The sequence below is a fragment of the Pseudomonas sp. FG35 genome (genome assembly GCF_057809295.1).
On record NZ_JBMDJR010000027.1, the window covers coordinates 19,822 to 31,762 of the forward strand.

The 11,941-nt window shown below is 61.8% G+C and carries 10 protein-coding genes; all 10 read left to right on the top strand.

The window, feature by feature from the left end:
• Positions 1-144: 144 nt before the first annotated feature.
• The 10 genes from ACODTD_RS28375 (at position 145) to ACODTD_RS28420 (ending at position 11,796) form a co-directional block, all read left to right on the top strand.
• A complete protein-coding gene (locus ACODTD_RS28375) occupies positions 145-2,796 on the top strand; it encodes a motility hub landmark protein FimV (protein WP_489105425.1) in 2,652 nt (883 codons plus the stop codon).
• A 150-nt stretch (positions 2,797-2,946) separates the two neighbouring features.
• Positions 2,947-3,771: a tRNA pseudouridine(38-40) synthase TruA gene (truA, locus tag ACODTD_RS28380; RefSeq protein ID WP_489105427.1), complete on the top strand. Its 825-nt coding sequence runs from the start codon at positions 2,947-2,949 to the stop codon at positions 3,769-3,771.
• 64 nt (positions 3,772-3,835) lie between these two features.
• Positions 3,836-4,450 carry a phosphoribosylanthranilate isomerase gene (locus tag ACODTD_RS28385; RefSeq protein WP_489105426.1) on the top strand — a complete coding sequence of 205 codons (615 nt, stop codon included), beginning with the start codon at positions 3,836-3,838 and terminating at the stop codon, positions 4,448-4,450.
• A 192-nt stretch (positions 4,451-4,642) separates the two neighbouring features.
• Positions 4,643-5,563: an acetyl-CoA carboxylase, carboxyltransferase subunit beta gene (accD, locus tag ACODTD_RS28390; protein ID WP_064378840.1), complete on the top strand. Its 921-nt coding sequence runs from the start codon at positions 4,643-4,645 to the stop codon at positions 5,561-5,563.
• Positions 5,560-6,867, top strand: coding sequence for a bifunctional tetrahydrofolate synthase/dihydrofolate synthase (folC, locus tag ACODTD_RS28395; protein ID WP_011333360.1), 1,308 nt, complete (start codon positions 5,560-5,562; stop codon positions 6,865-6,867). The genes accD and folC overlap by 4 nt, the downstream gene beginning before the upstream one ends.
• Positions 6,851-7,525, top strand: coding sequence for an SPOR domain-containing protein (locus ACODTD_RS28400; RefSeq protein WP_011333361.1), 675 nt, complete (start codon positions 6,851-6,853; stop codon positions 7,523-7,525). The genes folC and ACODTD_RS28400 overlap by 17 nt, the downstream gene beginning before the upstream one ends.
• A gap of 98 nt (positions 7,526-7,623) precedes the next feature.
• The gene (locus tag ACODTD_RS28405; protein ID WP_007956464.1) at positions 7,624-8,184 is read left to right on the top strand and encodes a CvpA family protein; all 561 of its coding nucleotides are present in this window, start codon (positions 7,624-7,626) and stop codon (positions 8,182-8,184) included.
• A gap of 41 nt (positions 8,185-8,225) precedes the next feature.
• The gene (gene purF / locus ACODTD_RS28410; RefSeq protein ID WP_007956466.1) at positions 8,226-9,731 is read left to right on the top strand and encodes an amidophosphoribosyltransferase; all 1,506 of its coding nucleotides are present in this window, start codon (positions 8,226-8,228) and stop codon (positions 9,729-9,731) included.
• Positions 9,732-9,811: 80 nt separating this feature from the next.
• Positions 9,812-11,023, top strand: a complete 1,212-nt coding sequence (locus tag ACODTD_RS28415) for an O-succinylhomoserine sulfhydrylase (protein ID WP_085667869.1) — start codon at positions 9,812-9,814, stop codon at positions 11,021-11,023.
• Positions 11,020-11,796, top strand: coding sequence for an SDR family oxidoreductase (locus ACODTD_RS28420; RefSeq protein ID WP_041475192.1), 777 nt, complete (start codon positions 11,020-11,022; stop codon positions 11,794-11,796). The genes ACODTD_RS28415 and ACODTD_RS28420 overlap by 4 nt, the downstream gene beginning before the upstream one ends.
• Positions 11,797-11,941: the final 145 nt, after the last annotated feature.

Here is an 11,941-nt window from a genome sequence, read left to right on the forward strand (position 1 = left end):
TGACGCGACACCCTCCGGGACTTTCCGGGGCATCAAAGAAATGATCGCGCGCGGCATGCTGTCGTCGTCGCGCGCAATGCCTTACGGCAGCGACTATCAACATCTTCTCGCTGGCCGAGGAACGTTCAAACAAAGGAAGAGGCTATGGTTCAAGTTCGCAAACTGGTGTTAGCAATAGCGGCCGCCTCGGCGCTGTCCTCCGGTATGGCGCATGCCCTCGGGCTCGGGGAGCTGACCCTGAAGTCGACCCTGAACCAGCCGCTGGTGGCGGAAATCGAGCTGCTCGATGTCAAGGATCTGACCGCTGCCGAAGTGGTGCCGAGCCTGGCCTCGTCGGAAGATTTCGCCAAGGCTGGCGTCGATCGCCAGGCCTTCCTCAATGATCTGACCTTCACCCCGGTGCTCAACGCCAGCGGCAAAAGCGTGCTGCGTGTAACGTCGAGCAAGCCGCTGTCGGAACCGATGGTGAAATTCCTCGTGCAGGTGATGTGGCCCAACGGCCGCCTGCTGCGTGATTACAGCGTGCTGCTGGATCCATCGAAGTTCTCGCCGCAGACCGCTGATGCCGCCGCCCAGCCTGCGCCGGCGCAAACCATCACCGCTCCGACCACCGGCGCCACGCATTCAACCCACACCACCACGCCGCGCGACACCCTGTGGGAAATCGCCGCCAAGGCGCGCACCGGCGGTTCGGTGCAGCAGACCATGCTGGCGATCCAGGCCTTGAACCCGGACGCGTTCATCGGCGGCAACATCAACCGCCTGAAAACCGGTCAGGTGCTGCGTCTGCCGGATCAGGTGCAAAGCACCGCACTGCCGCAGTCCAAAGCGATTGCCGAAGTGGCGGCGCAGAACGAAGCCTGGCGGCAGGGTCGTCGTTATGTGGCCAAGCCGGGCACCGGTCAGCAGCAGCTCGATGCGACCAATCGTGGTCGCGCCAATACCGGTGCTGCGCAAAACGCCAAGGACAACCTGAGCCTGGTGTCAGCCGAAAGCGCCAAGGCGCGTGGCAAGGGTCCGGCCGGCGATGCCAAGGCCCTGAGCAACAAACTGGCGGTCACTCAGGAAAGTCTCGACACCACCCGTCGTGACAACGAAGAGCTGAAAAGCCGCATGGCCGATCTGCAAAGCCAGCTGGACAAGCTGCAACGCCTGATCGAGCTGAAGAACAATCAACTGGCGAAAATGCAGGCCGAAGGTTCGGGCTCGGCTCCGGCCACAACGGCCCCTGTTGTTCCTGCGATCACTGCGGAACTGGCAACCACGCCACCGGCGACTCCTGCAGAGGTTGCGCCAGTCGCACCTGCGCCTGAGGCCGCTGCTCCGGCCCCGGTCGAGCCGGTTGTCGAGCCTGTGGTTGAAACGACGCCGGCCGCCAATGACGAAAAAACCTTCAATGAACTGCTGACCAATCCAATCCTGTTGGGTCTGGTCGGTGGCGGTGCAGTGGTCCTGCTGCTCCTGTTGTTGCTGCTGGCCCGTCGCCGCAAGGCGCAACAGGAAGCCGAAAAACACCTGCGTATGGCACGTGCGCTGGAGGAGCAGTCCTTCTCCCAGGATCTCGATCTGCCGGAAAGCAGCTTCGAAGGTCTGGAGGTGCCAGCCGCCAGCGTCAAGCTGACCCCGGCTCCAGCTCCAGCTCCAGCTGCGGCGCCTGCCGCCGCTGCTGTAGTTGCGCCCGTCGTGATGGCCGAGCCGATCGCCGCGCCGCTGGTGGCGCCGGCCGCCGAGCGTTCCGACGACGTGCTGGACAAGGCGCAGTCGCACATCGACGGCGGTCGTTTGAATCAGGCCGCCGCGTTGCTGGAGGAGGGCGTGAGCCTGGAGCCGCAGCGCAGCGATCTGCGTCTGAAGCTGATGGAGGTTTACGGTCGCCAGGGTGATCGCGATGCCTTCGTCGGTCAGGAGCGTCAACTGGTTGCCAATGGCGACAACTTCGCCAAGGTCGAAGAGCTGAAAAGCCGCTTCCCGGCCATGGCGGTCGTCGCGGCCAGCGGTCTTGCGGCAGCGGCCATTGCCGCCGAGCTGGACGCGGAATACGTCAAGGAGCTGCTGCTCGACGAGCCTGAAGCGCCGGCTGCTTCTGCTGCGGCAGATGACGATCTGGACAGCGCTTTCGACCTGAGCCTCGATGATCTCGACAACATCACGCCAGTTGAACCTGTGGCGGCTGTCGAGCCGGAAACGCCGGTCGAGCTGGACGCATTCCCGACTGACGACGACCTGAGCTTCGAGTCGGTGCTGCAACAGCAAACCGACATCAAGGAAAACCTCGACGACCTGTCGGACTTCGACCTGGATCTGGATCTCGGTGCCGACCCTGCGCCTGCGCCGGTCGAGTTGGCAGACGATGACTTCCTGCTGGATCTGGACGAAGGCGTGAAGGATCTGCCGCTGGTCGAAACCCCGGCCGTTACCGACGTACCGCAGGACGATCTGGAGCTGCCAGCCGATTTCGACCTGTCCCTGGCTGACGAAATGGACGCTGCGCCAGCCGAGCCGGATGCGTTCGCCGCCGAGCTGGACGACGTCAACGCTGAGCTGGATCGCCTGTCGAGCAGCATCAACGAGCCAAGCTTCACCGAAGCTGATGCTGCGTTGGGTGATGATCTGGGTGAGGATGACTTCGACTTCCTGTCCGGCACCGACGAAGCCGCGACCAAGCTCGATCTGGCTCAGGCCTACATCGACATGGGCGACAACGACGGCGCGCGCGACATCCTCAATGAAGTCATCAGCGAGGGCAACGACAAGCAGAAGAGCGAAGCGAGCGAAATGCTGTCGCATCTGGCCTGAGTCGGCATTGAGTGGTAAACAAAACGGCAGCCCATGAGGCTGCCGTTCTTGTTTGGGTCTGGTTTCCCCGTCCCGCCGCCTTATAATGCCCGCCTTTGTAGATCAGCAGGCTGTACCGACTTGGCAAACATAGATAACCCGGCCGCCGAAATGGCACCCGAAGGCTTTTTCCGCGTCGCGCTGGGCGTTGAATACAAGGGCTCGCGCTACAGCGGCTGGCAGCGCCAATCCACCGGTGTGCTCACCGTGCAGGAAACCCTGGAAAAAGCCCTGTCGAAGGTCGCTGACTCGCCGATCTCGCTGCAATGTGCCGGGCGCACCGACGCCGGTGTGCATGCCTGCGGGCAAGTGGTGCATTTCGATACCCAGGTCGACCGTTCGCTGAAAGCCTGGGTCATGGGCGCCAACATCAATCTGCCCCACGACATCAGCGTCAGTTGGGCGAAGATCATGCCGGCGCATTTCCATGCGCGATTCAAGGCAATTGCCCGGCGCTATCGCTACGTGATCTACAACGATCAGATCCGCCCGGCGCATCTCAACGAAGAAATCACCTGGAATCACCGTCCGCTGGACGTCGAGCGCATGGCCGAGGCCGCGCAGTACCTGATCGGTACCCATGATTTCAGTGCCTTCCGTGCCGGCCAGTGCCAGGCCAAGTCGCCGATCAAGCAGATGCATCACCTGCGCGTGACCCGTCACGGCAAAATGATCGTTCTGGACATCCGCGCCAACGCGTTCCTGCACCACATGGTGCGCAACATCGCCGGCGTGCTGATGACCATCGGTGCCGGCGAGCGGCCGATGGAGTGGATGAAAGAAGTGCTGGAGAGCCGCGAGCGGCGTTCCGGCGGGGTCACGGCGCATCCGTTCGGCCTGTATCTGGTACAGGTGGAGTACCACGACGAGTTCCCGTTGCCCGAGCGTTTCATCGGGCCACATTTCCTTACGGGTTTCTCGGAACTTGACGGCTGACGCCCTCGAACGCATTTGTTACCATCCGGGACTTTCTCGGATTTGCCTTGGGGTTTTTATCGACATGTCAGCCGTTCGCAGCAAGATTTGCGGGATTACCCGCATGGAAGATGCGTTGGCAGCCGTCGAGGCCGGGGCCGATGCCATCGGTTTTGTGTTCTACGCTAAAAGTCCCCGGGCCGTGACCGTGCAGCAGGCGCGGTCGATCATCGCCGCCTTGCCACCGTTCGTGACCACGGTCGGGCTGTTCGTCAATGCCAGCCGTTGCGAGCTCGGGGAAATCCTCGATGCCGTGCCGCTGGATCTGCTGCAGTTCCATGGCGACGAAACCGCCGCCGAGTGTGAGGGCTGGCACCGGCCGTACATCAAGGCCTTGCGGGTCAAGGCGGGCGATAACATTGCCGCTGCCTGCGATGCCTACCCGAGCGCCAGCGGCGTGCTGCTCGACACTTATGTCGAAGGCGTGCCCGGCGGAACCGGCGAAGCGTTCGACTGGTCATTGATTCCGCAAGGCTTGAGCAAACCGTTGATTCTGGCCGGCGGCCTGACGCCGGAGAACGTCGCCGATGCGATAGCCCGGGTGCGGCCGTATGCCGTGGATGTCAGCGGCGGGGTAGAGGCGAGCAAGGGCATCAAGGATCACGCAAAGATTCGTGCATTCATCAACGCCGTACGCTGATGTGACGGCTGGCAGACTGCCGCCGTCCACAGCTCTGTAGAAAAGAGGCTGAGGGTCTTTTCGGGGTGTGCGCAGGTCAGTTCCGCTGACCCGGCAGTCCGGACGATCATCGCCACACATGAATTTAGCTGAAGGGCATACGCGGGGCCGCGAACCAGAGCGTTCGGGCCGCCGGTACTGGAGAAAGAAAGCATGAGCAACTGGTTGGTAGACAAGCTGATCCCTTCGATCATGCGTTCCGAGGTCAAGAAGAGCTCGGTCCCTGAAGGTCTGTGGCACAAATGCCCGTCCTGCGAGGCTGTGCTGTATCGTCCGGAGCTGGAAAAGACCCTGGACGTTTGCCCTAAATGCAACCACCACATGCGCATCGGCGCACGTGCGCGCATCGACATCTTCCTGGACGCCGAAGGCCGTGCCGAACTGGGCGCCGATCTGGAGCCGGTTGACCGTCTGAAATTCCGCGACGGCAAGAAGTACAAGGACCGCCTGGTCGCTGCCCAGAAACAGACCGGCGAGAAAGACGCACTGGTTTCCATGAGCGGCACCCTGCTGGGCATGCCGGTCGTGGTTTCGGCGTTCGAATTCAGCTTCATGGGCGGTTCCATGGGCGCCATCGTCGGTGAGCGCTTCGTGCGCGCCGCCAACTACGCGCTGGAAAACCGTTGCCCGATGGTCTGCTTTTCCGCCTCCGGTGGTGCGCGCATGCAGGAAGCCCTGATCTCGCTGATGCAGATGGCCAAGACTTCGGCTGTTCTGGCGCGTCTGCGTGAAGAAGGCATTCCGTTCATCTCGGTGCTGACCGACCCGGTCTACGGCGGCGTTTCCGCCAGTCTGGCGATGCTGGGCGACGTGATCGTCGGCGAGCCTAAAGCCCTGATCGGCTTCGCCGGTCCACGTGTGATCGAGCAGACCGTGCGCGAAAAACTGCCGGAAGGCTTCCAGCGCAGCGAGTTCCTGCTGGAGCACGGCGCCATCGACCTGATCATCGATCGTCGCGAACTGCGTCCGCGTCTGGGTAACCTGCTGGCGCAACTGACCGGCAAACCGACGCCTAAATTCGTTGCTGCGCCGATCGAGCCGATCGTCGTTCCGCCGGTGCCTGCCAACGTATGACCGAGCGCACCCTTGGCGAGTGGCTCGCCTACCTTGAACAGTTGCATCCATCGGCCATCGACATGGGGCTGGAGCGTTCGCAACAGGTAGCGTCCCGCATGGGACTGGGCCAGCCGGCGCCTCGGGTGATTACGGTCACCGGCACCAACGGCAAGGGTTCGACCTGCGCGTTCGTGGCTTCATTGCTGCGAGCGCAGGGCCTGAACGTCGGTGTCTACAATTCTCCGCACTTGCTGCGTTACAACGAGCGGGTGCAGCTCAATGGCGTCGAAGCCACTGACGCGCAGCTGTGCGAAGCCTTCGCGGCGGTCGAAGCGGGGCGCGGCGACACTTCCCTGACTTACTTCGAAATGGGCACCCTGGCGGCGTTCTGGCTGTTTCAACAGGCCGGGCTCGACGCGGTGGTGCTGGAAGTCGGGCTGGGCGGGCGTCTGGATACGGTCAACGTGGTCGATGCCGACATCGCGCTGGTCACCAGCATTGGTGTCGATCATGCCGATTACCTGGGCAATACCCGCGAATCCGTGGCCTTCGAGAAGGCCGGGATTTTCCGTCAGGGCAAGCCTGCGCTGTGCGGCGATCTGAATCCTCCACAACCCCTGCTGGACAAGGCGCGCGAGCTCGCTTGCCCGTTCTTCCTGCGCGGGCGCGATTTCGATCTGGGTATCACGGATCAATTCTGGCAGTGGCGCGGTACCGATGCTGACGGTCAGGTCGTTGAGCTGCGCGATTTGCCGCTGCTTGATCTGCCGATGGAAAACGCTGCGCTGGCGTTGCAGGCTTATCTGCTGCTCGGTTTGCCATGGGATGCCAAACAGATTGTTGCGGCGTTGCAGGCGACTCGCGTGGTCGGTCGTCTTGATCGTCGCTCGTTCGAATGGAACGGCAAGCGCTTGAACCTGCTGCTGGACGTTGGCCATAACCCGCATGCGGCGGAGTATCTGGCCCGGCGTCTGGCGGCGCGTCCGCCGGTCGGCAAGCGTCTGGCGGTGTTCGGCCTGTTGGCGGACAAGGATCTGGACGGTGTCATCGGTGAATTGAATGCCAGTGTCCAGCATTGGGCGGTGGCGCCGCTGGATTCGCCGCGTGCGCGTCCGGTGGCTGAATTGAATGTTGCACTGCAGAACCTTGGCGCCTCGGTCACGTCTTATGACAGTGTGGCGGCTGCGCTGGAAGAGCAGTGTGCAGTGGCCACCAGCGACGACGAGATCTTGCTGTTCGGATCATTTTATTGTGTCGCCGAGGCCCTCGAATGGCTGTCTCGGCGCTCCACGGAGGAAGCGGCAAATGGCTTTGCTGGATAAAGCGTACAAACAGCGCATGGTCGGTGCCTTGGTGCTGGTGGCGCTGGCGGTGATTTTCCTGCCGATGCTGTTTTCCCGTCAGGATGAACAGCGTCAGGTGACCGTCGAGGCGCCGGCTGCGCCGCAAGCGCCCGCCGTGGCGCAGATCCAGATGGAAACCGTGGCCGTACCCGAGCCTCAGGTTCTGCCGCAAGAGCCAGTGCCGAGCGATGACGAAGTCGCCGAGCAGGCTGTGCCGACGGCGCCGATTGCTTCCGCCGCGCCAGCCCCGGCTCCGGCGCCGGTGGCCAAACCGGTTGCGCCGGCTCCCGCTCCCGTTCCCGTTCCCGTGGTCAAGCCAACCACGGCCCCGGCTCAGCCGATCGCTGCATTGTCTGCCAAGCCGGATACCACCCAGAGCCGCGTCGATGCCAATGGCCTGTCGGTGAGCTGGTCGGTGCAACTGGCCAGTCTGTCGAGCCGCGCCAGCGCCGAAAGCCTGCAGAAAACCCTGCGCAGCCAGGGTTACAACGCTTACATCCGTTCGGCCGATGGCAAGAACCGGGTGTTCGTCGGCCCGCTGATCGAGCGCGCAGAAGCTGATCGTCTGCGTGATCTGTTGAGCCGCCAGCAGAACCTCAAGGGGTTTGTGGTGCGCTTCCAGCCCGAGCGCGGCTGATATCTATCACTTCGATAGAAATGCACTGAAAATCGCAGCTTACCGACAGCCATGCGCTCTGCTAAAATGCGCCGCCTTATCCGTCTGTAGGCTGCACTGTGCCATTTACCTGGGTTGACTGGGCGATCGTTGCAATCATCGCCATCTCCGCTTTGATCAGTTTGAGCCGCGGCTTCGTCAAAGAAGCATTGTCGCTGGTGACCTGGATCATTGCAGGAGCCGTTGCCTGGATGTTCGGTGGCTCACTGTCCGAGTACCTCGCCGGATACATTCAAACACCGTCGGCTCGTGTGATCACGGGCTGTGCCATCATGTTTGTCGCCACACTGATCGTGGGCGCAATGATCAATTATCTTATCGGCGAGTTGGTTCGCGTCACCGGGTTGTCCGGGACCGATCGATTCCTCGGCATGGCCTTCGGCGCTGCGCGTGGCGTGTTGCTGGTGGTCGTGGCGGTCGGGCTGTTGAGCTTGGGGCCGGTACAGCAGGACGGGTGGTGGAAAGAATCACAGCTCGTGCCAAAGTTTCTATTGGTCGCAGACTGGTCCAAGAACCTGATTCTCGGGTGGAGCAGTCAGTGGCTTGCCAGCGGAATCAGCGTACCCGCTGATATTCCGTTCAAGGAGCAACTCTTGCCGTCGGCCAAAACGCCTCAGTGAGTGTTGTTCAGTTCAGATCCATTAAGTAGGGGTTGCGTCGCATGTGTGGCATCGTCGGTATCGTCGGTAAGTCGAACGTCAATCAGGCGCTGTATGACGCGCTAACCGTGCTCCAGCACCGCGGCCAGGACGCTGCCGGTATCGTGACCAGCCATGATGGCCGGTTGTTCTTGCGCAAGGACAATGGCCTGGTGCGTGACGTGTTTCAGCAGCGTCACATGCAGCGCCTGGTCGGCCACATGGGTATCGGCCACGTCCGTTACCCGACTGCCGGCAGCTCGACGTCGGCCGAGGCTCAGCCGTTCTACGTCAACTCGCCTTACGGCATCACCCTGGCGCACAACGGTAACCTGACCAACGTTGAACAGTTGGCCAAAGAGATCTACGAATCCGATCTGCGTCACGTCAACACCAGCTCCGACTCGGAAGTGTTGCTGAACGTGTTCGCCCACGAGCTGGCCCAGCGCGGCAAGCTGCAACCGACCGAAGAAGACGTGTTTGCCGCCGTGACCGACGTGCACAACCGTTGCGTCGGTGGTTACGCCGTTGTGGCGATGGTGACCGGTTACGGCATCGTCGGCTTCCGTGACCCGCACGGCATCCGCCCGATCGTGTTCGGTCAGCGTCACACCGACGAAGGCGTCGAGTACATGATCGCCTCCGAAAGCGTTTCGCTGGACGTGCTTGGCTTCACTCTGATCCGCGACCTGGCACCGGGCGAAGCGGTCTACATCACTGAAGACGGCAAGCTGCACACTCGTCAGTGCGCGACCAACCCGTCCCTGACTCCGTGCATCTTCGAACACGTCTACCTGGCGCGTCCGGATTCGATCATCGACGGCGTGTCGGTCTACAAAGCCCGTCTGCGCATGGGTGAGAAGCTGGCCGAGAAGATCCTGCGCGAGCGTCCAGAACACGACATCGACGTGGTCATCCCGATTCCGGACACCAGTCGCACCGCAGCACTGGAACTGGCCAACCATCTGGGCGTGAAATTCCGCGAAGGCTTCGTCAAGAACCGTTACATCGGCCGTACCTTCATCATGCCCGGCCAGGCTGCGCGCAAGAAATCGGTACGCCAGAAGCTCAACGCCATCGAACTGGAATTCCGCGGCAAGAACGTGATGCTGGTGGACGACTCGATCGTTCGCGGCACCACCTGCAAGCAGATCATCCAGATGGCCCGTGAAGCCGGCGCGAAAAACGTCTACTTCTGCTCGGCGGCTCCGGCTGTTCGCTTCCCGAACGTGTACGGCATCGACATGCCGAGCGCTCACGAGCTGATCGCTCACAACCGTTCGACTCAGGATGTCGCCGACCTGATCGGCGCCGACTGGCTGATCTATCAGGACCTGCCTGACTTGATCGAAGCGGTCGGTGGCGGCAAGATCAAGATCGAAAACTTCGATTGCGCAGTGTTTGACGGCAAGTACGTCACCGGCGATGTCGACGAGGCTTACCTGAACAAGATCGAACAGGCACGCAACGATGCCTCGAAGGTCAAGACCCAGGCGGTCAGTGCGATCATCGATCTGTACAACAACTGAGTTTCAACCGGCCCTTAGGGGCCGGTTTTGTATCTGGCAAAAGACTTTTATTTATCGAGAACAGGGCAAGGAGTGACAGCATGAGTCAGGAATGGGATGCCGGTCGGCTGGACAGCGACCTCGAAGGCGTAGCGTTCGATACCCTGGCCGTACGTGCCGGTCAGCACCGTACGCCGGAAGGCGAGCACGGTGATCCGATGTTCTTCACTTCCAGCTATGTGTTTCGCACCGCCGCCGATGCGGCTGCGCGGTTTGCCGGGGAAGTGCCGGGCAACGTCTACTCGCGTTACACCAACCCGACCGTTCGCGCCTTCGAAGAGCGCATCGCCGCGCTGGAAAGCGCCGAGCAGGCGGTGGCCACGGCCACCGGCATGGCCGCGATCATGGCGGTGGTGATGAGTCTGTGCAGCGCCGGCGATCATGTGCTGGTGTCGCGCAGCGTGTTCGGTTCGACCATCAGTCTGTTCGAGAAGTACTTCAAGCGTTTTGGCGTGGAAGTCGATTACGTGCCGCTGGCCGATCTGTCGGCCTGGGACGCAGCGATCAAGTCCAACACCAAATTGCTGTTCGTCGAGTCGCCGTCCAATCCGTTGGCTGAGCTGGTGGATATCACCGCGCTGTCGGAAATCGCGCACGCCAAGGGTGCGATGCTGGTAGTCGACAACTGCTTCTGCACGCCTGCCTTGCAGCAGCCGCTGAAGCTGGGCGCAGACATCGTTGTGCATTCGGCCACCAAGTTCATCGATGGCCAGGGCCGTTGCATGGGCGGCGTGGTTGCCGGTCGCAGCGAACAGATGAAAGAAGTCGTCGGCTTCCTGCGTACCGCCGGGCCGACCCTCAGCCCGTTCAACGCCTGGATCTTCCTCAAGGGGCTGGAAACCCTGAACCTGCGGATGAAGGCGCACTGCGCCAATGCCCAACAACTGGCTGAGTGGCTGGAGCAGCAGGATGGCATCGAGAAGGTGCATTACGCCGGTCTCAAGAGCCATCCGCAGCACGAACTGGCTCAGCGTCAGCAGAAGGGCTTCGGCGCGGTGGTGAGCTTTGAGGTCAAGGGCGGCAAAGAGGGTGCCTGGCGTTTCATCGATGCGACCCGTTTGATCTCGATTACTGCCAACCTCGGTGACAGCAAAACCACCATCACCCACCCGAGCACCACGTCCCATGGCCGTCTGGCGCCACAGGAGCGTGAAGCGGCTGGCATTCGTGACAGCCTGATCCGCATCGCGGTCGGTCTGGAAGACGTGGCTGACCTGCAAGCCGACTTGTCGCGCGGTCTGGCGGCGTTGTGATCGAGTTGTCTACGCCAAAGATCGGCACCCATGGCCGCGTTGCATTGGTCACGGGTGCCGCGCGCGGGATCGGCTTGGGCATCGCGGCATGGCTGATCAGCGAAGGCTGGCAGGTGGTGCTGACTGACCTGGATCGTGTGCGAGGTTCGAAAGTGGCGAAGGTGCTCGGCGAAAACGCCTGGTTCATTGCCATGGACGTCGCGGACGAAAGTCAGGTGGCGCTCGGTGTCGCTGAGGTGCTGGGGCAATTCGGTCGTCTGGATGCGCTGGTGTGCAACGCTGCCGTGGCCGATCCGCACAACATCACGCTGGAAAGCCTCGATCTGGCTTACTGGAATCGGGTGCTTGCGGTGAACCTCGGTGGGCCGATGTTGCTGGCCAAACACTGCGCGCCGTATCTGCGTGCGCACAACGGGGCGATCGTCAATCTGGCCTCGACCCGTGCGGCGCAGTCAGAACCGGATACCGAAGCCTATGCGGCGAGCAAGGGTGGTTTGCTGGCGCTGACTCACGCGCTGGCGATCAGTCTCGGGCCGGAGATTCGCGTCAATGCGGTCAGCCCGGGCTGGATCGATGCGCGGGATCCATCCGCGCGGCGCGCGGAACCGCTGACCGATACCGATCATGCCCAGCATCCGGCGGGCAGGGTAGGGACGGTCGAGGATGTGGCGGCGATGGTGGCGTGGTTGCTGTCGAAGAATGCGGGGTTTGTGACGGGGCAGGAATTCGTGGTCGATGGCGGCATGACCAAGAAGATGATTTATACGGAATGAAGCAATTTCGTCTTTTTTAGAAAAACTTCAATCCTGCTATTGACTTAGGTTCGCTACCTGCGTAAATTTCGCGGCCTCGGAGATGCAAACGGGTGATTAGCTCAGCTGGGAGAGCGTCTGCCTTACAAGCAGAATGTCGGCGGTT